The 22174-nt window shown below is 44.1% G+C and carries 18 protein-coding genes and 1 tRNA gene; 10 read left to right on the plus strand and 9 right to left on the minus strand.

From position 1 onward, the window contains the following. Positions 1 to 119: 119 nt before the first annotated feature. Positions 120 to 2192 carry a methionine--tRNA ligase gene (gene metG / locus KFK88_RS06300; RefSeq protein WP_223577884.1) on the plus strand — a complete coding sequence of 691 codons (2073 nt, stop codon included), beginning with the start codon at positions 120 to 122 and terminating at the stop codon, positions 2190 to 2192. A gap of 48 nt (positions 2193 to 2240) precedes the next feature. Continuing rightward, the gene (locus KFK88_RS06305; RefSeq protein WP_223577885.1) at positions 2241 to 2759 is read left to right on the plus strand and encodes a signal peptidase II; all 519 of its coding nucleotides are present in this window, start codon (positions 2241 to 2243) and stop codon (positions 2757 to 2759) included. Positions 2760 to 2762: 3 nt separating this feature from the next. On the opposite strand, the gene ggt is transcribed toward KFK88_RS06305, so the two are convergent. Next, complete coding sequence (ggt, locus tag KFK88_RS06310; RefSeq protein WP_223577886.1) at positions 2763 to 4487, minus strand: gamma-glutamyltransferase; 1725 nt, start codon at positions 4485 to 4487, stop codon at positions 2763 to 2765. A gap of 214 nt (positions 4488 to 4701) precedes the next feature. Between ggt and rsxA the strand changes: the two genes are divergently transcribed. The 8 genes from rsxA to KFK88_RS06350 all read left to right on the plus strand — a co-directional run bounded on the left by rsxA (position 4702) and on the right by KFK88_RS06350 (position 12635). Further along, positions 4702 to 5283, plus strand: a complete 582-nt coding sequence (gene rsxA / locus KFK88_RS06315; RefSeq protein ID WP_223577887.1) for an electron transport complex subunit RsxA — start codon at positions 4702 to 4704, stop codon at positions 5281 to 5283. An 8-nt stretch (positions 5284 to 5291) separates the two neighbouring features. Next, a complete protein-coding gene (gene rsxB, locus KFK88_RS06320) occupies positions 5292 to 5858 on the plus strand; it encodes an electron transport complex subunit RsxB (RefSeq protein ID WP_223577888.1) in 567 nt (188 codons plus the stop codon). Continuing rightward, positions 5858 to 7468 (plus strand): electron transport complex subunit RsxC, encoded by a 1611-nt coding sequence (rsxC, locus tag KFK88_RS06325; protein WP_223577889.1) that lies wholly within the window; start codon positions 5858 to 5860, stop codon positions 7466 to 7468. Before rsxB ends, rsxC begins: the two co-directional genes overlap by 1 nt. Beyond that, the gene (rsxD, locus tag KFK88_RS06330) at positions 7468 to 8544 is read left to right on the plus strand and encodes an electron transport complex subunit RsxD (protein WP_223577890.1); all 1077 of its coding nucleotides are present in this window, start codon (positions 7468 to 7470) and stop codon (positions 8542 to 8544) included. The genes rsxC and rsxD overlap by 1 nt, the downstream gene beginning before the upstream one ends. Next, entirely contained in the window at positions 8544 to 9203 is a 660-nt protein-coding gene (rsxG, locus tag KFK88_RS06335) for an electron transport complex subunit RsxG (protein WP_223577891.1), read from the plus strand. Before rsxD ends, rsxG begins: the two co-directional genes overlap by 1 nt. Next, a complete protein-coding gene (locus tag KFK88_RS06340) occupies positions 9200 to 9901 on the plus strand; it encodes an electron transport complex subunit E (protein WP_223577892.1) in 702 nt (233 codons plus the stop codon). The genes rsxG and KFK88_RS06340 overlap by 4 nt, the downstream gene beginning before the upstream one ends. Then, positions 9894 to 10529 carry an endonuclease III gene (gene nth / locus KFK88_RS06345; RefSeq protein WP_223577894.1) on the plus strand — a complete coding sequence of 212 codons (636 nt, stop codon included), beginning with the start codon at positions 9894 to 9896 and terminating at the stop codon, positions 10527 to 10529. The genes KFK88_RS06340 and nth overlap by 8 nt, the downstream gene beginning before the upstream one ends. A 216-nt stretch (positions 10530 to 10745) precedes the next feature. Then, positions 10746 to 12635: a M6 family metalloprotease domain-containing protein gene (locus tag KFK88_RS06350; protein WP_223577896.1), complete on the plus strand. Its 1890-nt coding sequence runs from the start codon at positions 10746 to 10748 to the stop codon at positions 12633 to 12635. Between the two features lie 225 nt (positions 12636 to 12860). Here the strand turns inward: KFK88_RS06350 and KFK88_RS06355 are convergent. From KFK88_RS06355 to pgi, 8 genes are all read right to left on the minus strand, one after another. After that, positions 12861 to 12937: transfer RNA gene (locus KFK88_RS06355), tRNA-Val, on the minus strand. A 75-nt stretch (positions 12938 to 13012) separates the two neighbouring features. Further along, positions 13013 to 13609: an adenylyl-sulfate kinase gene (gene cysC / locus KFK88_RS06360; protein ID WP_223577898.1), complete on the minus strand. Its 597-nt coding sequence runs from the start codon at positions 13607 to 13609 to the stop codon at positions 13013 to 13015. A 19-nt stretch (positions 13610 to 13628) separates the two neighbouring features. Further along, positions 13629 to 15377, minus strand: a complete 1749-nt coding sequence (locus KFK88_RS06365; protein WP_223577900.1) for an SLC13 family permease — start codon at positions 15375 to 15377, stop codon at positions 13629 to 13631. A gap of 3 nt (positions 15378 to 15380) precedes the next feature. Continuing rightward, a complete protein-coding gene (gene cysN, locus KFK88_RS06370) occupies positions 15381 to 16799 on the minus strand; it encodes a sulfate adenylyltransferase subunit CysN (RefSeq protein WP_223577902.1) in 1419 nt (472 codons plus the stop codon). Further along, entirely contained in the window at positions 16799 to 17704 is a 906-nt protein-coding gene (gene cysD / locus KFK88_RS06375) for a sulfate adenylyltransferase subunit CysD (RefSeq protein ID WP_223577904.1), read from the minus strand. Before cysD ends, cysN begins: the two co-directional genes overlap by 1 nt. A 150-nt stretch (positions 17705 to 17854) precedes the next feature. After that, complete coding sequence (locus KFK88_RS06380) at positions 17855 to 19213, minus strand: phosphohexomutase domain-containing protein (RefSeq protein WP_223577906.1); 1359 nt, start codon at positions 19211 to 19213, stop codon at positions 17855 to 17857. Positions 19214 to 19223: 10 nt separating this feature from the next. Next, positions 19224 to 20543, minus strand: a complete 1320-nt coding sequence (locus KFK88_RS06385; protein ID WP_223577908.1) for a UDP binding domain-containing protein — start codon at positions 20541 to 20543, stop codon at positions 19224 to 19226. Next, the gene (gene pgi, locus KFK88_RS06390) at positions 20527 to 22173 is read right to left on the minus strand and encodes a glucose-6-phosphate isomerase (RefSeq protein WP_223577910.1); all 1647 of its coding nucleotides are present in this window, start codon (positions 22171 to 22173) and stop codon (positions 20527 to 20529) included. The genes KFK88_RS06385 and pgi overlap by 17 nt, the downstream gene beginning before the upstream one ends. Position 22174 lies beyond the last annotated feature (1 nt).

The following is a 22174-nucleotide window of genomic DNA, read 5'->3' on the forward strand; positions in this document are numbered from 1 at the left end:
AACAAGAGGGAGAAATAACCATAAACTAGCCCTAATTAGTTAATGAAAAATCGACCTAAAACCAGTAAGATTCACCGCTATAACTGTAATTAACCGATTGAATCGACGAAGTATTGTTCATGACTGCTGAAAACCAACAGAAGCAACGAAAAATTTTAGTCACAAGCGCCCTGCCGTACGCTAACGGTGATATCCATATCGGGCACTTACTTGAATACGTGCAAACCGACATTTGGGTGCGTTTTCAAAAGTCTCGTGGTCACCAGTGCATCTATGTTTGCGCTGATGATACTCACGGTACGCCAGTCATGCTTCGTGCGCAAAAAGAAGGCAAAACGCCTGAAGAATTCATTCAAGAAAGCCATGCAGCTCACGAAAAAGACTTCGCTGACGCCTTGGTTGGTTTTGATAATTACTACACAACTCACAGTGAAGAGTCGAAAGAGTTGACTCAAGACATCTACCTAAAGCTCAAAGAGAAAGGTCATATCAGCTCTAAAACCATTAATCAGCTTTATGATCCTGAAAAGAAGATGTTCTTGCCGGATCGTTTTGTTAAGGGAACTTGCCCTAAGTGTGGCTCCGAAGACCAGTATGGTGATAACTGTGATAACTGTGGTGCGACTTATACGCCTGCCGAGCTTAAAAACCCTAAGTCTGCGGTTTCTGGCGCAACCCCAATCACCAAAGAGTCAGAGCACTTTTTCTTCGACTTAAAAGAATTCGAAGGCTTTCTACGCGAGTGGCTAAGCACGGGGACACGTGAAGGCGTGCCACACGTTCAAGCCGAAGTTCAAAACAAAATGAACGAGTGGCTAGACGACTTGCGTAAGTGGGATATTTCGCGCGACGCGCCTTACTTTGGCTGGGAAATCCCTGGCGAAGAAGGCAAATATTTCTACGTGTGGTTGGACGCGCCAATCGGTTACATGGCGAGCTTCAAGAATTTATGCAGCAAGCGTGACGATCTTAACTTTGAAGACTTCTGGGGCAAAGATAGTGACGCCGAGGTTTACCACTTCATCGGTAAAGACATTATCTATTTCCATACGCTATTCTGGCCTTCGGTGCTGAATGGTGCAGGTTACCGCACACCAAGCGCGGTATGGGCGCACGGCTTTGTGACCGTTAACGGCAATAAAATGTCTAAGTCGAAAGGTACATTCATTAAAGCCAGAACTTACTTAGAGCACTTCCGCCCTGAATTTTTGCGCTATTATTATGCCGCTAAGCTATCAAGCCGCATTGACGATTTTGACTTAAACCTTGAAGACTTCGTACAACGCGTCAATTCTGACTTGGTCGGTAAGCTGGTCAACATCGCAAGTCGCTGCGCTGGCTTTATTACCAAGCAATTCGACGGTACTTTAAGCAACGACATTATTGAGCCTGAATTATTAAATGAATTCACAGGCGCTTCGGAAGAACTCTCGCAACACTATGAGAACCGTGAGTTTGGTCGTGCCATAAAACACATCATGTCATTAGCCGACAAAGCCAACGCTTACATCGCTAATGAAGAACCTTGGAAACTGGCTAAGAACGACGACACCAAAGAACGTGCACACCAAGTGTGTAGTCTTGGTATCAACATGTTTAAAGTCCTAACGACGTATTTGGCACCAGTATTGCCAGAGCTCGCAGGCAAAGTGCAGAATTTCCTGAAAGTAGACAACTTGAACTGGGCTAGCGCACAAGACGTACTCACTGGCCACGAAATCAATAAATTCAAACCAATGATGCAACGAATCGACATGAAACAGGTTGAAGCGATGATCGAAGATTCTAAAGAAGATTTGCAGGAAGAGGCCCAACTTGATGAAAAGCAGGCCGGCGATCCACAGCTAGATGACCCAATCAAAGATGAAATTGAGTTTGGTGATTTCGATAAAATTGATCTGCGTATCGCTAAAATTGCCAAAGCGGAACACGTGGAAGGCGCTGACAAATTATTAAAACTTCAATTAGACCTAGGCAAAGGCGTCACCAAGCAAGTCTTCGCGGGAATTAAATCTGCTTATAACCCTGAAGACTTAGAAGGCAAATTAACCGTGATGGTGGCGAACCTAACACCTCGCAAAATGCGCTTTGGCATGTCGGAAGGCATGGTTTTAGCCGCAGGCCCGGGTGGCAAAGACTTATGGATCATGAATCCAGACGAAGGTGCGCAGCCGGGTATGCGCGTCAAGTAATCAACCGAATTGTATAAGCCTTAGCGAGAACAGTATAAGAGAATAGCCATGATCAATGATTCTACTCAACCAATGCAGCTTGAAGCTGAAACCGTTATCACGACTTTCGAAAACTACGGTATGGCTTGGGGGTTATATATTGGTTTAACACTGTTACTCGCGGGCTTGGTTTGGTTTGCATTCCGCAAGCAGCATTTCTTGCTAAAGTGGTTTTTCGCCTCTGTGATTTTGGCTGGCGCTTTATGCTTCGGGCATCCTGCTGAAAATATTGAGACCTACTCCCCTCTTATCCTCAACACCATGGTCGAATTGTTTGATGGCAACACTGAGCAATTCATGAGTGACATCAAGTTTATTGTACTGGTATGGGGAATATTGTTTATTGTTGGTGTTGGCGCTTGGTTACTGGTTCGTTACCTTCGTAAGAATAAAGACGACGCTGGAAAAGCTGAAAAGCAGCCACGAAAGCCAGCGAAAGATAAACAAGAAAAAGCCTCAAAAGAAGCATCGAATAAAGATAAGCCGATGGCGACTCCTGTGGAGCCAACCATCGGCGATGACGTCTAATTATTAGAACCCCGCCGCTTCAGCGTTAGGTCTTCTCGGATCTGCAGCACCGTAAATATAATCTTCAATCTGTATCGACTGAGTGGCACCGATGGTGCTACTACGTTTGACTTTATAGCCCATTGCTTCCAGTAAATCGACGGTATCTTGATTTAACTCCCTTTCGACAAATAATACGTCTGGTAGCCACTGATGGTGAAAACGTGGTGTATGAGTCGCTGAAGCAATATTCATATCATGATCAATCACATTACTGATAATTTGCAGCACCGCCGTGATGATGCGGCTTCCGCCCGGACTGCCCGTGAGCAATTTCAATTTACCATCCTTAAACACCATGACTGGCGTCATTGAGCTGAGTGGGCGCTTATTCGGTTCAATAGCGTTTGCCTCACCACCAATCAGTCCATAGCCATTTGGCGTGCCAGGTTTCGCAGAAAAGTCATCCATCTCGTTATTCAGAAGAATGCCAGTGCCATCTGCGACTAGGCCAGTCCCGAACGAATAGTTCAGCGTGTAAGTATTAGAAACCGCATTCCCCCACTGATCGACCACGGATATTTGAGTAGTTTCAGGGCTTTCTGGCGCGGCAGGAACTCCTGGCTGAATATCGGTTGACGGAGTTACTTTATCTAAATTGATCTTCTTGGCGATTTTACTGCCGTATTCTTTGCTGGTGAGCCATTCGGCAGGAACATCATAAAAGTCGCTATCACCGAGATGTTTGCTTCTATCGGCATAAGCATACTTCATCGCTTCAGCCATGAGGTGTATGGTTTTAGCCGTGTTTGAGCCTAACTCAGCCAGTGGGAAGTGCTCCAACACATTGAGCATTTGGACAATATGCACACCGCCTGAGCTCGGCAGAGGCATGGCAACAATATCGTGACCACGGTAACTTCCTCTAACCACCTCGCGAATGCTGGGTTGATAGTCGAGCAAATCTTGTGACGTGATGATTCCACCGTGCTTTTCCATCGCTGCGACTAACTTTTCGCCAACTTCGCCTTGATAAAAAGCTTTCGCGCCATGCTTTTGAATTTGTTTAAGCGACCAGGCTAAATCCTTCTGTATGAAACGCTCACCCAACTTATAGATCGAGCCGTCTTCTTTGTAAAATACCTCTTTGGTGGCCTCTGACTGGCTTAAATGCGTTCGCCGAGTATCCAGCTTTGAAGCCAAGTCCCAATTCATAACGAAGCCATCTTCAGCTAAACGAATCGCAGGCTCGACAAGGTCTTTCCAAGGCAGTTTGCCATACTTTTTATGCGCTAACTCGAATCCCGCTACAGTTCCCGGCACGCCGACCGATAAATAACTGAAGCGAGCTTTTTGGCGGTCAACATTACCATCGGCATCCAAATACATGTCTTTGTGTGCTTTCGCCGGTGCTTTTTCACGATAATCGATTGCGACCGTCTCGCCGCTTTCTGCATCGTGTACCAGCATGAAGCCACCACCACCGATATTTCCCGCCACAGGCAACACCACTGCCAGTGCAAAGCCCGATGCAATGGTCGCGTCGACCGCATTACCACCTTGTTGCAAGATATCACGTCCAACACGACTGGCTAAATATTGACGGGTCACCACCATACCGTTTTCGGCAACCGTGGGGTGATGGCTGCTTTTATAGTCGATAATGCTGGGCAGACTGGTGTCAGCGACTGCCTGTGAGCTCAGCGCCATCAATGCAGCGCTACTAATAGCGAGTAATAACTTCTTCATATATAAATACAAGTGTTCAACTTTTGCATTAGTCTAACCAGCCACACTGTAAAATTCATCCTCATTATTTGGATTATGCTTATTCACTTTCCAAATAAGGGCCGAGCATACAGTGGCGGTTGTTTCGTGCGACGCTATCTAGCATAATATAAGGACTTTTGAGACCTACTTAGATTTTGCAAAAAGTCTAGCAAAAACAAGGCTTTTACTTTTCATGGGCGATTACTTACTGCTCTTTATTGGTACCGTTTTAGTCAACAATTTTGTGTTGGTAAAGTTTTTAGGACTCTGCCCTTTTATGGGTGTGTCCGGAAAACTTGAGACGGCTATTGGCATGTCGGTCGCGACCACTTTTGTTCTGACACTTGCTTCTGCCCTGAGCTACATCGTTAATACCTACATTCTCGCGCCCATGGGAATGGAGTACCTGCAAACCTTATCCTTTATTTTGGTCATTGCTGTCATGGTCCAATTGACTGAAATGATCATTCATAAAACCAGTCCTATTCTCTATCGCTTGCTCGGTATATTTTTACCACTGATTACCACCAACTGCGCAGTACTAGGCGTTGCTTTATTAAACATTAATGAGCAGCATAATTTTGTACAGTCCGTAGTCTATGGTTTTGGCGCAGCCGTTGGCTTTTCGTTGGTACTAATTTTATTCGCTGCCATGCGCGAACGTTTGGCTGCAGCTGATGTGCCGGTACCGTTTAAAGGCGCATCCATCGCCATGATTACAGCGGGCTTGATGTCATTAGCCTTCATGGGCTTCTCTGGCTTGGTTAAGTTGTAGGGCTTACTATGGACTTGATTACCGCGGTTATTATCCTCGCAGTGCTAGGGCTTGTCTTTGGTGGGCTACTGGGTTTCGCCTCCATCAAGTTTAAAGTTGATGGCGATCCGATTGTTGAGCAAATTGACGAAATTTTACCTCAAACTCAGTGCGGTCAGTGCGGCTATCCTGGTTGTAAACCCTACGCTGAAGCGATTGCCAATGGCGACGAAATTAATAAATGCCCACCGGGCGGAGAAGCTGGCGTCAAAGCGTTGGCCGATTTGTTAGGGCGTGAAGTCATTCCTTTGGACGAAGAGCGTGGCGAAGAAAAACCACCAAGCGTCGCTTACATTCGTGAAGATGAGTGCATTGGCTGTACTAAATGTATTCAGGCCTGTCCGGTCGACGCAATTCTTGGCGCACCCAAATTAATGCACACCGTCATTATTGACGAGTGTACCGGCTGTGATTTGTGTGTCGAGCCCTGCCCTGTAGACTGCATCGATATGGTTGAGCTGCCTCAGACTATTTCAAGTTGGAAGTGGCAACAGCCCGATCAAATGATCCCTGTTAAAGAATTAGAGGCGAGCTAATGGAACGATCGAGTTTTGTCTCAGAAATACCGATTTATGAAATTCCGGGCGGCATTCACCCTGAGGAGCATAAAACCCGTTCGAATCAGACGAACATCAGGCGCTTACCGCTAGCTAATGAGCTGGTGATTAACCTTAAGGGCCAAGCAGGAAATCGTTCTATTCCAATCGTTGAGGTTGGTGAGGCAGTTCTTAAAGGGCAAGTTATCGCTGAATGTGACGGGATCTTTAGTGCTTATCAACACGCACCCACTTCAGGCACTATCATTGCCATTGAAAAGCGAACGATTGCACACCCCTCGGGCTTAGACGACCTTTGTATCGTGCTCAAGCCTGATGGTGACGATCAGTGGTGCGAGTTAACGTCCTCGTCCAACATTGAGGAAATGGATCGTGAAGCGGTACTCGCTCAAATCTTTGAAAAAGGCGTCGTTGGCCTTGGGGGTGCTTCGTTTCCAAGCCACATCAAACTCAAGCAACACGAGGGGGTTCACACGCTCATCATCAACGCCGCCGAGTGTGAGCCCTACATTACCTGCGACGATAAGCTGTTACAGGAGCATGCAAAAGAAGTGCTGCTAGGTGCCGAAATTATCAGCAAGCTGTACCAAGATATTAATATTGTTATTGGCATCGAAGATAACAAGCCGCAAGCCATCGACGCCATTCAGCAAGCTCGAAAAGAACTTGAACTGAGCAACATCAAGTTAGGCGTGGTGCCGACAAAATACCCAAGCGGCGGCGAAAAACAATTGATTCAACTGCTGACAGGTAAAGAAGTTCCGCATGGTAAATTGCCAGCTGACCTGGGTTTAATCATGCATAACGTTGGTACCTGCTATGCCATCCACCTAGCATTGACCGAAGGTAAGCCATTAGTCGAGCGATTAGTCACTTTAACTGGTGATAACTGCAAAGAACCGGGCAACTACTGGATTCCTTTTGGCACTCCTGTTGACCATCTGATCAAGGCCACACAATCAGACACGCCAAAGCGACTGATCATGGGCGGCCCCATGATGGGTTATGAACTGCCTCATGCTCATGTGGGCATTGTCAAAGCCACCAACTGCATCATCATGTCAGCAGATGGCGAATTAGGTATGGATCAGACAGCCCTGCCCTGCATTCGCTGTGGCGCTTGCATGGATGCTTGTCCTGCATCACTCTTGCCACAGCAGCTGTACTGGCACGCCCAGGCGGACGAGTTTGATAAAGCCGAAGAGTATGATCTTTTTGACTGCATCGAGTGCGGCGCCTGTGCCTATGTCTGCCCCAGCCATATTCCGCTGGTACAACATTATCGCTATGCGAAGTCGACGATTCGCAATAATCGTGTGGAAAAACTCAAAGCAGAGAAAGCACGTGAGCGCTATGAAGCCAGACAAGAACGACTCGAGCGCGTCAAACGAGAAAAAGCAGAACGCCACCGCAAGGCTGCAGAGGCTCGTAAAAAAGCCGCTGAAGAAGCAGGAAAAAAAGATGCTAAAAAAGCCGCGGTGCAAGCGGCCTTAGCTCGCGTACAAGCAAAGAAAAAAGCTCAACAGTCTGACGAAAGCGCAGCTGATAAGAACCAGTCTGACGACAATCATTCAGAAGGAAATAACTAATGGCCTTACTGTCATCGCCATTTGCTAAGAAAACAAACTCTGTCACTCAAATGATGCTTTGGGTGGTTGGCGCGACTTTGCCTGGACTGTTTGTGTTGATGTATTTTTTCGGTGTTGGCGTACTGGTTAACTTGGTTATCGCCTGCACCACAGCGCTGGTCGCCGAAGCATTAATCCTTAAACTCAGAAACCGCCCTGTTATGCCCATACTGTGGGATGGTAGCGCCTTTGTTACCGCTTGGTTGTTAGCGTTAGCGTTGCCGCCACTACTTCCTTGGTGGATGACGGTATTGGGTACAGCTTTTGCCATCGTCTTCGCAAAACATGTTTACGGTGGTCTTGGTAACAACATTTTTAACCCTGCCATGGTGGGTTACGTGTTATTGCTCATTTCGTTTCCTTTAGAGATGACAACATGGTTACCACCGCAATCGTTAGCAGAGAACCCCGTTGGTGCCATCGAAGCTGTCAGCATCATCTTTACTGGAGCTGCCTCAAACGAAACAACCATTGACATGCTCAAGCAAGGTGTCGACGGATATACCATGGCCACACCGCTGGATCATATCAAAACCGAACTAGCACAAGGTTACCGTATTCCTGAAGCTGAAACAGCACCGATTATCAAAGGCCTATCAGGCGCAGGTTGGCAGTGGGTCAATCTGGCTTTCCTAGCGGGTGGCTTGGTATTAATGGCGAAAAAGGTGATTGGTTGGCAAATCCCGATTGCTGTACTGCTCGGGATGGGGCTGATCGCTCTGCCGCTATTCTTCGCCAACAGTGACTACTATCTATTTCCAATGTTTCATGGTTTTGCTGGAGCCACCATGCTCGGTGCCTTTTTTATCGCTACCGATCCTGTGACTGCATCGACTACAGCTAAAGGACGCTGGATATTCGGCATTGGCATTGGCGCAATTACGGTTCTTATTCGAACCTTTGGCGGTTACCCTGACGCTATCGCCTTTGCCGTATTGCTCATGAATATGGCAGTGCCGATGATTGATTATTACACCAAACCAAGAACTTACGGTCATGCCGATAAAAAGCGTAAAGCTAGCGAGGGAGTAAAGTAATGCTGAGAAAAGTCATCAGTAAAAACGCCCTCATCTTAGCCGCATTTGCCGCAGTTTGTGTCGGCTTAATCGCCGCAACCTACTTCATCACACGCGACACTATCGCTGGCGAGATGAAGGCTGCTTTAGCTCGGACGCTTGATCAGTTGGTACCCGCTAATGAATACAATAACGACGTTCACCACGACTGCACACTAATTCCCGCTAACTCAGAGCTAGGAAATTCGAACCCAAGGCAGGTCTACCGAATGTTCTATGACCAAACGCCAGTAGCTTTAGTTATGGAAACTGTTGCCCCTAATGGTTATAGCGGAAAAATTCGTATGGTGCTTGGTATTTATTATGACGGCTCCATTGCCGGACTTCGTGTCACCGACCATAAAGAAACCCCAGGCCTTGGCGATAAAGTGGACATCAATAAAAGTGACTGGGTAACGACATTTGAAGGAAAATCATTGGGTAACCCTGACGTTGAGCAGTGGAAAGTCAAAAAAGATGGCGGCACCTTTGATGCCTTCACAGGAGCCACTATTACACCGCGTGCAGTTGTGTCACAAGTTGCAAAAACGTTAGAGTACTTTAATGACAATAAGGATTTGCTGTTTAGTGCGCCGAAAAATTGCAGTGCTCAATCAACTCAAGCGGAAAGTCAGTCATGAGTGATCTTGATAACAAAACCATCGTTAAGAACGGCCTATGGGATAACAATCCCGCATTAGTCCAGTTACTCGGTCTATGCCCCTTGTTGGCAGTGAGCAATACGTTTATTAATGGACTTGGCCTTGGCTTAGCGACGCTGCTAGTACTCGCAGGTTCCAACGCCTCAGTATCACTCGTCAGGAATTTCATCCCCAAAGATATCCGAATTCCTATCTTTGTCATGATGATTGCTAGCTTTGTGACCAATATTGGCCTGCTGATGAATGCTTTTACCTATGATTTATACCTAACGCTTGGTATTTTCATTCCGCTTATCGTGACTAATTGCGCGATTATTGGTCGCGCTGAAGCTTTTGCCTCTAAAAATCGCTTCTTACCCTCTTTGCTCGATGGCGTAATGCAAGGCTTGGGTTTTACCGCGGTGCTCTGCACCCTAGGCGCACTTAGAGAAATGATTGGTCAAGGTACACTTTTCGCTGGTGCTGAGCAGTTACTGGGCAGTTGGGCCACTAGTCTGGAGATTTCTTTTTACTTAACCGACGCCAAGTTTCTCTTTGCCATATTGCCGCCCGGAGCATTTGTCGCACTCGGTGTTCTCATTGCCGTTAAGAACATCATCGACAGTAGAGCTGCAGAAAAAACAAAACAAAGAACGAACAACCAGAATATCAGTGGGGATGTCATTACTAATGAATAAAGCCAAACGCCAGGAAATTTTCGAACGCCTACGTGAACAAAACCCCAACCCGCAAACCGAACTCGAATATAACTCGACGTTTGAGTTACTCATTGCCGTCATTTTGTCAGCGCAGGCTACCGATGTTGGTGTCAACAAAGCAACTCGCAAACTCTATCCCGTTGCTAACACTCCAGAATCTATCTATGCCCTAGGGGAAGAAGGCTTAAAGGAATACATTAAAACGATCGGGTTATTTAACAGTAAAGCTAAAAACGTTATCTCCTGTTGCAAAGACTTGATAGAAAAGCACGACTCAATTGTTCCTGATAACCGCAAAGATCTTGAAGCTTTGGCTGGAGTTGGCCGCAAAACAGCTAATGTGGTCCTTAATACAGCGTTTAGCCAACCCGCCATGGCGGTTGACACCCACATTTTCAGAGTATCTAACCGCACCAAGATCGCTCCCGGTAAAACGGTCAGAAAGGTCGAAGATGCTTTATTAAAGTTTGTACCCAAAGAATTTCTACTAGACGCTCATCACTGGCTCATCCTGCACGGCCGCTATACTTGTGTAGCCAGAAAGCCTCGATGTGGCTCCTGCATTATCGAAGATTTGTGCGAATTTAAAGAAAAAACCACTGATTAGTCGACAAAATCGCGCTTACTGCTCTTATCAGATGCCTAAATTTTGATCAATAAGTGATCTTTGCCTCACTTTTGATATACTCAGACGCTGTATGTGAAAAATATCACATAAATTGGCGCGACTTTCTTTGCATACTAGCCACAAAAGTTAGTAGGCACTCATTATAAAAAAGCCGCCAATTAAGCAACAAACACATTGTAAATATAGGAAGTCAAGATGATGAATCGATTGCTACTAGGGGTAGGCGTTCTGGCATGGAGCACGGGAGCGTTAGCTGGCAAACCTTATATAGAACATGAGTATGAATACCTTCAACCTAATGGTGATGTTGTCACTATTTACCTGAATGGTCATGATTACTTTGGTGAGCAACACAGTCGCACAGGCGAGCTCGTTATATACGACGAAACCTTGGGTGGCTTAGCTTACGCTACGGTAAATGAAGACAAAACCCAACTTATCTCGACCGGTGAACTCGTTAGCTCAAGCGACTTCAACCCTTACGCAAACCGTTACGTTCGTCGTGGTGGGTTAAGCTCAGGTGGCAAAGGTGAAGAGACCGAAGAAAATAAAGAAGAAAAATTAGGCGAAGAGCAAAAAACACAAGAGCTGATTATTAAGACTCGTGAGCAAGAGCTTAGGGAGCGAGCATCTTACGCCACAGGTAACGTGTCAGGCCTCACCATCATTATTCAATTCCCTGACGAGCAAGGTAGCTTAAGTAAAACCCAAATCGAAAACTTCATGAACGGCAGTAATTACTCAGAGTTTGGCAATCGCTCATCAGTGAAAGCCTATTTTGAGGAAGCCTCTAATGGCCGACTAACTTACAGCAACACTGTTACTCGCTACTACACTGCCCAAAACAATAAATCGTATTACACCGACGACGACTATAGTTCAACAGTACGCTCGAGAGAGCTCATCATCGAAGCGTTAAACTGGCTTGAGACGAGCGAAGGCTTTGACTTTTCGACTCTGACAACGGACGCAAATAACGAGATTATGGGACTGAACGTATTTTACGCTGGAGAAACAGACAGCGCCTGGTCTCGCGGCTTATGGCCACACATGGGTAAACTGACACCACGATTCTGTGCTGACGGCGTCTGTACGGACCGCTACCAAATTCAAAACATGGGCAATGAACTGGAGCTGGGTCCAATTGTACACGAGACAGCACACCTCTTATTCCGTTGGCCTGACTTGTATGACTACGATGAATCATCATTTGGTTCAATCGCTGACTTTGGCTTAATGGGGCTTGGAGCCGCTAAAACAGAGACCAAACACAACCCTGTAGCTCCAAATGGCTATTTCCGCTATTTAGCGGGTTGGGTGGACGCAATTGAACTTAATCCAGACTCAAACCCTGATGCGGCATCAGGCCAGTTGAGTCACACGTCAGGTGCCGATACTATCTATCGCTGGTCAAACTCAAACCGACTCGGCGAAGCATTTTATATTGAAAACATTCACCAAAGTGGCCTGAATGAATTCCAGCCTGACTCAGGCTTAGCTATTTGGCATGTTGATCCCGACGGCAACAACAATGATGAAGCAACTCCCTTTATTCAAATGGAGCATGCTGATGGCAATCGAGACCCAGAAAATGCTACAAACCAAGGTGATGATACAGACTTATTCGAAGGCGGAACCTTTGATTACAGTGCACCTGCTAGTGGCTCTGGGCAAACAAACTCTCTATGGTCAGACGGCACTGAGTCGGGACTCTATATTCATGGCATGAGCCTAGCGGCACCTACCATGCAATTTACTGTGGGTCAGGAAGAAAATGCGGGAACACAGCCAACTGCGAGTTATCAGTACACCAACTATTTGTATCACAATGAACTCAGAGTCGAGCCCAATGGTGGCTGGTTCTACACAGAGGGAGGTACTTTCACCTTTACTCTTGAAGGCCCTAGTCATGCGGACTTTGATTTGTACTTACAAGAGTGGAATGGTAATCAGTGGGTTTATGTAGCAGCTTCTCAATCTCTTAGCTCGTCTGAGACGATCCAATACACGATGAGTCAAGGCTACTACAGAGCCATCGTTTATTCTTACTACGGCTCAGGTTATTACGAGCTTAAGGTCTATTGATTCTCGGGCAGCAAAACACTCAGAAACAAAAAAAATGCCGCATTAAGCGGCATTTTTTCGTATTTGGTAGTCGCGAGTGGATTACTTCGGGCTAAAACCCTTGCCCTAAAGGGCCAGACTAAAGTCTGTTCAAAACGCTACGCGTTTTGTCAAACCACCTTCGGTGATTCTCATCCAGATCTATTGAATACAAAAAAGCCGCGACAAGCGCGGCTTTTTCATATTTGGTAGTCGCGAGTGGATTCGAACCACCGACCCCCACCATGTCAAGGTGGTGCTCTAACCAACTGAGCTACGCGACTATTTTGAGTGCGGGAATTCTACCGATTACTTTATTGAGTTGCAAGGGAAAATTACCTAACCTAGGGTCAATTCCTTTAACCAATAAATCCATGTGTTTTCAAATAGCTGATGACTTCTTGAGCAAGTTCATCCACAGGCTTAGAGCCGGCCTGTAAGTGAATTTCAGGGCTTTCTGGAGTCTCATATGGAGAGTCTAGTCCGGTAAAGTTTTGAATGTCCCCTGCTCTAGCTTTCTTATACAACCCCTTAGGATCCCGCTGTTCGCACACTTCGAGCGGTGTATCAACGAAAACCTCAATAAACTCACCCTCATTTAACAACTCACGCACTTGCTGTCTGTCCGTACGGAAAGGAGAAATAAAGGCAGATAAGACAATTAAGCCCGAATCAGCAAATAGTTTCGCTACCTCACCTATTCTGCGAATATTTTCAACTCGATCTTCATCGTTAAATGACAAGTCTTTGTTAAGCCCGTGTCGAACATTATCGCCATCAAGCAGGTAACTATGATTATTATTCTTAAATAACAAAGCCTCTACGGCATTTGCTACGGTTGATTTGCCTGAGCCAGAAAGCCCTGTAAACCATAAAACACAAGGTTTTTGAGATTTTTGCTGACAACGGTCTTGATGACTTACATTATGTTGGTGCCAAACGATGTTCTCGCTCACAAATAACCTCTACACTGTATCAATTAAACGGAAATACTAACGGTATCATAATCAAAGCAACGATACTGAAAGACATAGAAACTAACCAACCTACTTTGGCAAAGTCTGAAAACTTCAAGTTTCCAGCGTTCATTACCATCAAGTTAGTTTGATAACCAAAAGGACTAATGAAGCTTGCCGAAGCACCATAAGCTACGGCCATTACGAAAGGCATGTAGTTCACGCCCAGCGACTCAGCTAAACCGTAGGCCATTGGAAACATTAGTGCTGCCGCGGCGTTATTGGTGACTACTTCAGTAATTAACCAAGTCAACAAGTAGCAAACAATAAAGGCCCAGTAAATACCCGAGTAATCATTCGGAGACTCAACCGATAGTAGACTTTGAACCAAACTAGCTAACAACTCTGCTGCGCCCACTTGGTTGAAGACATCGGCAATCGCCAAAGCGGCTGAAACTACCAACCAGATTTCCAAGGGTAATCGTCGGCGGACTTCGGTCGGCGTTAAAATTCTAAAAACAAACAGTCCCATTAAGAAAACCAACAAACCTGTAAGGAGCGTTATGACACCCGTTGCAGCTAAGCCAACCACTCCAAGAAATCCTGAAATGGCTAGAACCTCTTGGTGACGTGCTAGTGGTGGGTGCAACTCCTTTTTATCCAGCAGAATAAAGTTTCGGTCAATATTGGGGCGCTTATAAAAATCTAACCCGATCGCTAATACCAGTTTATCACCAGCTCTCAACTCGACGTTAGAAATCGAACCCGACAAGCGCATACCATTCCTACCAATAGCCACAACCGCTGCGTCAAAATGCGCTCTAAAACTGCTTTGCTTTAATGAACGTCCAACCAATGTCGAGTTTGGGCTGACAATCACTTCTGTCAGGTACTTATCCAGAAGCCCTGTAGTGTCCGCAAAAACACTTAAACCTTTGATATCAGCTAACTGCTTGGCTTGAGCCACCTCACCCGCAAAGATGAGTTGGTCACCAGCTTTTAACTTTTCACCGGACGCAGGCATCGAAATCACGCGATCTTCGCGAATAAGTTCCACCAGAGTCAGGCCTTTTATGCTTGCTAAGCCTGCCTGTTGCAATGATAAACCGTCGAGCCCTCCTTCTTGAGAAACACTGGCCTCAAGAAAGTAATCTTTACTGATTTCTTTAGGCAACTCAGAGCCAGTAATCCAATAGCTACTAACGATAACAGCAACGCCAGCCACAAATAAAATACATAACCCTACGGGGAGGAAGTCAAAAAACTGTAAGCTGGGCTCCCCATAATCCACTAAGAAGCTATTAACGATCAAGTTAGTCGAGGTACCGATTAATGTTAATGTACCACCGAGAATCGCAAAATAAGACAAAGGGATAAGAAGACGCTTTGAGGGATGGCTAGTCGTTTTACGCACAGCACTCATTAAAGACGCTACAACAGCTGTGTTGTTAAGTAATGCTGAGCTGAATGCAACTAACCCCCCCATTCTCAGTAACGTGAGTGACTGACTTTTGACAAACAGCTTTCTACTGATCCAACCAAGAAAACGAGTTCGCTCCAAGGCTAAGGAGCTGATTAATAATAAAACTAACGTTAAAACAGCTGGATTCACTGCATGGCTAAACATTCTGCCAGGCTCAACAAAACCTGGAAAGTATAATGCCAAAGCAGCCAATGAAAAAAGCCATGCGGGACGAGCAATATTAAAAATAAGCCCACCGAGCATGGCTAATATCACCGCCACAACGTACAGTTGTGCGAAATCCATTGACTAACACTTAGTAATGTCTTTAGCGCCCCAGTGCGGGAAATGCTTGCGTACAAGTTGATTGAATTCAAGCTCAAAGTCACTGTACTCATGTGGACTAACTTCGTCACTTGAGTCTGTCAAAGCAGTCTCAATCATGCCTGCACCAACAGTAACATTGCTTAAGCGGTCAATCACAATAAACGCACCTGTTTTATGATTCGTACGATAATCATCAAACATAACTTTTTCATTAACCGAGACATCGACTAACCCGATTTCGTTTAACTCAAGCTGCCCAGCCTCATGTTCTGCCATCGTATTAACATCAATTCGGTGATGTATTTCATCGAACTCTGCGGTTGTTAACTTACTGTTAAACTTTACATAATATTCGCGCTTAGTACTTAATGGTGACTCGTGCATCCAAATAACTTTAGCGCGCATGCGGTTTGATACGTTAGGAAGGTTGTCCTTCTTCACGATCATATCACCACGGCTGATGTCTATCTCATCGTTTAAGGTCAAGGTGACCGCCATAGGTGCAGAAGCTTCTTCTAACTCACCGTCAAACGTTACGATTGATTCAATTTTAGCTAACTTGCCCGATGGTAAAGCGCGAATTGTATCGCCCTTAGCAATAGTTCCTGAAGCGATTGTGCCAGCATAGCCGCGGAAATCTAGGTTCGGTCTATTCACATATTGAACAGGGAATCTAAAATCGGTCAGGTTAATATCACTGGCTATTTCCGTAGTTTCTAGATAGTGCATCAATGGCGAACCGCGGAACCATGTCATGTTCTCACTCGGGTTTACCACGTTATCCCCATCAAGTGCCGAAATTGGTACAAAGCGGATATCTGGAATATCTAATGAACCTGCCAACTCGAGGTACTGTGCCTGAATTTCTTTGTACCTTTCTTGCGAATAATCAACCAAATCCATTTTGTTTACGGCTACGATGACATGCTTAATGCCCAACAGTGAGCATAAGAAACTGTGTCGTCGTGTTTGTGTTTGTACGCCGTGTCGCGCATCGACAAGAATAATGGCCAAATCAGAAGTGGAGGCCCCTGTAGCCATATTGCGCGTATATTGCTCATGCCCAGGTGTATCTGCAATGATGAACTTACGCTTATCTGTAGAGAAGTAACGGTAAGCAACATCAATCGTGATGCCTTGTTCGCGTTCAGACTGTAGTCCATCAACCAACAAAGCTAAGTCAACTTTATCGCCGGTTGTGCCGGACTTTTTGCTATCAGCAGTTACGGCAGCGAGCTGGTCTTCAAAGATCATCTTACTATCATGTAGCAGCCGACCGATGAGCGTACTTTTTCCATCATCAACACTACCACATGTGATAAAGCGCAAAAGCTCTTTATTTTCATGCTGCTCAAGATAAGCAAGAATATCGTTCTCAATTAGAGGTGATGCGTGCGACATTAGAAATACCCCTCAATTTTTTTCTTTTCCATGGAGCCAGCGCTGTCATGGTCAATGACACGACCTTGACGCTCAGACGTCTTAGTCAGTAGCATTTCTTGAATAATTGCTGGTAGTGTATCAGCCTCAGACTCAACGGCGCCCGTTAATGGGTAGCAGCCTAAAGTACGGAAGCGCACCTTCTTCATCATAGGTTTCTCGCCATCTTCTAATGGCATACGCTCATCATCTACCATGATCAAGGTTCCATCACGCTCCACGACTGGTCGCTCTTTGGCGAAATACAAGTCAGGAATAGGAATCTTCTCAAGATAAATATATTGCCAGATATCAAGTTCGGTCCAGTTTGACAAAGGGAATACACGAATGCTCTCGCCTTTATGAACTTTACCATTGAAAATATTCCATAACTCTGGGCGCTGATTTTTAGGGTCCCAGCGATGTTTCTTATCACGGAAAGAATAAACACGCTCTTTAGCTCGTGTTTTCTCTTCATCACGACGAGCCCCACCAAACGCAGCATCAAACTGGTGCTGGTCCAAGGCCTGTTTCAGCCCTTGTGTTTTCATGATATCAGTATGCGTCGCACTGCCATGAGTAAAAGGACCAACATTCATCGCCAAACCTTCAGGGTTCTGATGGACTAGTAGCTCAAAACCGTAGTCCTTAGCCATTTGATCACGAAACTCAATCATCTCCTTAAACTTCCACGTTGTATCAACATGAAGTAGAGGAAATGGCAATGTCGCTGGCGCAAACGCTTTGCGCGCCAGATGAAGAAGCACAGATGAGTCCTTGCCTACGGAATAAAGCATCACTGGTTTATCGAACTCAGCGATAACTTCACGAATAATATGGATAGATTCCGCTTCTAATTGACGCAGAAAAGAAATAGATGTGTGCATAATGATTGTTTTCATAAAAAAATAGTATCACAGTGCCCCAAAAGAGGCACTCAACAATCATTAAAGTATAGAGGAAGGAAGTTATTTAGATTAAATAACTAGAAAAGATAAGGGTGTGATAGAAAGAAATATAATCACAATTCTTAATCATCAGAGCAGTGATATAAGTTCTTGAGTCTTCTCTTCCATAAGAGCCTTGTCACCCCTAGACTCAACATTTAGCCTGACTACTGGCTCTGTATTAGATTTCCTTAAATTAAAGCGCCAACTTTCAAATTCAATACTAACCCCATCAGTAGTGTCAATCTTTTTTGCAGAGTCTTTATAATGTGAAAGGACTCTATCAATAGTTTCATTTGGATCCGCTATTTGCTTATTTATCTCGCCAGAAGAAGGAAACTTTGCTATTCGGTCCTGCACTAAGGAGGATAGAGAGCAGCTTTTTACAGAGATCAACTCAGCTATCAATAACCAAGGTATCATGCCACTGTCGCAATAACCGAAGTCTTTAAAATAGTGATGAGCAGACATCTCTCCCCCATAAACTGCATCTTCAGTTCTCATCACATCTTTGATGAAAGCATGGCCGCACTTCGACTGTACAGGAGTTCCACCATTCTCTTCTACAATATCAACTGTATTCCACGTCAGTCTTGGGTCATGTACTATTTTTGCCCCTGGATTCTTTTTCAAGAATGCTTCTGCTAATAAACCAACAATATAGTAACCTTCAATGAACTGACCTTTCTCGTCAAATAAGAAACAGCGGTCAAAATCCCCATCCCAAGCTATACCTATATCTGCGTTATTTTCCAATACAGCATCCGAAGTTACTTGGCGGTTTTCCTCTAAAATCGGATTTGGGATTCCATTAGGAAAAGTTCCGTCAGGCTCATGGTGAACTTTTATAAATTCAACAGGTATATCTTTTAACTGAAATTGAGCTTCAATTGCATCAAGTATATGCCCTGCCGCACCGTTACCACTATTTGCTACAATTTTAAGGGGCTTTAAACTGCTGGTCTTGATGTAGTTCAGCAAATGCTCTACAAATTCATTAGAGATATCATATTCCCGAAAAGATCCCTTTCGCTCTGTCTCATACGAGTTTAATAAATCACTATAAACTAAAGCTTCAATATACTTTAGCCCCGTTTCAGAGCTTATCGGTCGAGCTTTTTCCCTAACAAGTTTGAACCCATTGTAATCAATAGGATTATGACTTGCTGTGACTTCTATACCACCGTCGGTTTCAAGGTGTTGAGTTGCGAAATAAACCTCTTCAGTGCCAGTCATGCCAATATCTATAATATTAACACCTTCATCCATTAGCCCCTTGGCAACTGCTTGCTTCAGTGATTCTGAAGTTAGCCGAATATCTCCTCCAACGATGATTGTTTCAGGTCTAAACTCCTTTGCGAAAGCCCTACCGATTTTGTATGCGATATCTTGATTGATATCATCCCCAAGTCTCCCTCTTATATCGTATGCTTTGAAGCAACTAGTCATTTTTAACCCTTTAATTACTATAGTTATTACAACCGATACCAAAATATGTGATGCCGACTTGATTCATTTTTTGGATCTCATAGATATTCCTACCATCAAAGATTACAGGGTTGTTCAAATTACTTTTAATAAGCTCAAAATCTACATCCTTAAACTCATCCCAATCAGTCACAATAAATAATGCATCAACACCCTTGATTGCTTCATATTTAGAGAAAGACACATTAATAGAGCCATCAAATAGCTCAGCATCTAATTTGCTGGACTTTATCATTGGGTCATATAAGTTTACTTCTACAGATTCAGAAATTAAAGCATTGACTAAATTAATAGCTGGCGAGTTGATCAATGAGGAAGTATCTGGCCTGAATGTAGCTCCCCAGATAGCTACTTTTTTATTTGATAAATCACTTTCGAAATAACGCCAAAACTTTCTAAACAAAATATCTTTTTGGTCTTCATTTATGTCTAAAGTTGCTTGCATCATTAGTGAACCAGAATCAAAACCCTTGAAAAGATTCTGGATATTAACTACAGCTTCCTGCAAAGCTACTCCACCGAACCCACAGCCAGCCTGATTATAATTCTTGCCAAACCTTGGGTCACAAGACATTGCATCTATAATAGACATGAAATTAGCATTCCTACTTTCTAATAAAGTAGAAAGCTCATTAATAAAACTTACTCTCATAGCCAAGAAAGCAGAAATGGCATTATTAACCACTTCCACATCAACCCCTTCCATAAAGCGAGTTTCACGTGCATTACCTAAAGTATCACTAAGCAACGTTGAGACAATGGTGTTAGAAGGGACTTCTTCTGTTCCAATTAGTAGTAGCTGCGGAGCGTAAAAGTCACTAATGGCAGTCCCTTCTCTAAAAAAAGTCGGGATTGTAATAATTTCATGCCGCTCATTACTTTCACTCCTAGATAAGAGCAAATCTACTTCCAACTTTATAGTCTCATGGGTTCCTATGCCCAGGCTGGTAGTTAATATTATATGTTGCTTTTCCGTTTTTCCTCTTACAAGACTGAGTATGAACTTTATCAAAGAATCAGAACTTTTTCCCTTATATACTACCCAGTGGATATTAGCATCACTTCTTTTTCTTGAGTAATGGTTTAATTGTCCCACTGCGCTCATATCTTCAAGTAATTGATTTAAACCAGGTTCAGAAGCAAGATACTTTTCATGGTAATTAATATCACAGGACAGCCCTTCAGTTATTCCAACAAAAAATCCGCTTTTAGCCAGGCATGCAGCAATAGTTTTTGCCTCTAGAGACTCACCATAGACATTAACTTTATGAGAGCTACTTGTTAGTGTCATCTTTACTACTCCAGTCGCTTACCTGAGTTAACAGCCACTTTGTAGAATCATCAAATTTATTACGATAATTCGGCTCATGGATGGCTCTAAGGGCTTCTTCAGATATAGATTTACCAAGCTCAACCCCCCATTGGTCAAAAGGGTTTATATCCCACAAACAAGAAAGAACATAAGTCTTATGTTCATATAGCGCTATTAAACTGCCTAAAATCCTTGGAGTTAACTCTTCTATTAGCAGGGTTGTAGAGGGTTGGTTACCTCTATATCTTTTATGTGGGTTAATTTCTTCTTTTTCTGCGAAGATATCCCCGAAAGCTAGTACACTTGACTGAGCAAAGCAGTTCGCAAGAGATAAGCTTTGCTGTTGATACAAAAAATCAGCCTCAACGTCCGGGCGTGCTCCGTTGTGATACCTCTTCACTGTTGAAATAAAGTCACAACTTACATCTTGTGTGCCTTGATGTAATAGTTGATAGAAAGCATGCTGAGCATTTGGTCCCAACTCCCCCCATATTATAGGTGAAGTTTTAAACCTGACTTCAGTCCCGTTTACGGATACAGCCTTTCCATTACTTTCCATCTCCAGCTGAGAGAGATAATTGGGTAGAAGTTTAAGCCTACCATCATACGGGAGTACGGCATTTGCACTTATCTCTAGAAAAGAAGAGTTCCAAAAGCTTATTAAAGCCAAGACTGTCGGTAAGCAGCTTTCAGGAGTAGAGTTTTTAAAATGAAAATCCATTTCGTAACCGCCTTCAAGCAACTCATAAAAAACATCCATACCGTATTTGATTGCAATTGGTAGGCCTATGGTTGACCACAGTGAAAAACGACCACCGACCCAATTCCAAAATATAAGTTGATTTTCTTTCCTGATACCCCATGCTTCCATTTTCTCTTGACTTGCAGAGACACCTATAAAGTGGTGATTCTTTGCTAACTCAATACTTCCTGAATAACTAGTCAGCCACTTCAATGCCGTATTCACATTATAAAATGTATCGACAGTGGTAAAAGATTTAGATGATATTATGAAAAGAGTCCTTTCAGGGTCTAGAACCTCAAGTAACTGAGAAATTTGAGTTCCATCCATGCTCGAAACAAAGTGGAGCTTGATACTATCTCCAATACTTGAGCCGATTTCCTGTAGTGCATCACATACCAGTAAAGGACCTAGCTCTGAACCTCCAACCCCTAAACTTACAATATTAGTTATAGCCTTACCTGAATAGCCTCTCCATTTGCGTTTACGAATTTTTCTGACTATTAAAGCCATTGCTTCCAGTTCATCATGAACATCAGCCACAATAGAGGAGTGTTTGGGGAGTGACCTTACATCCTTGGGTGCTCTTAAAGCGAAATGTAGAGCCGGCCGATTTTCAGTAACATTAACCGGCTTACCACTAAAAAGCGCATGTATTTTATGATCTATTTTACTTTTATAGTAATAATCTAAGAGTAGACTCCATCCTTGACTACTAATATTTTGTTTTGAGTAGTCAATTTTGAAAGAGCCATGCTCGGCAGTAAACAAATCAATCCTATCAGCACCTGAATTAAAAAGACTTTTTATACTTCGCTTTCTTGCGAGGATGGCTTCTTCTTTGAGAGCTTCTATAATTTTTTCCATA

Source organism: Kangiella taiwanensis, from assembly GCF_020005165.1.
Lineage (GTDB): Bacteria > Pseudomonadota > Gammaproteobacteria > Enterobacterales > Kangiellaceae > Kangiella > Kangiella taiwanensis.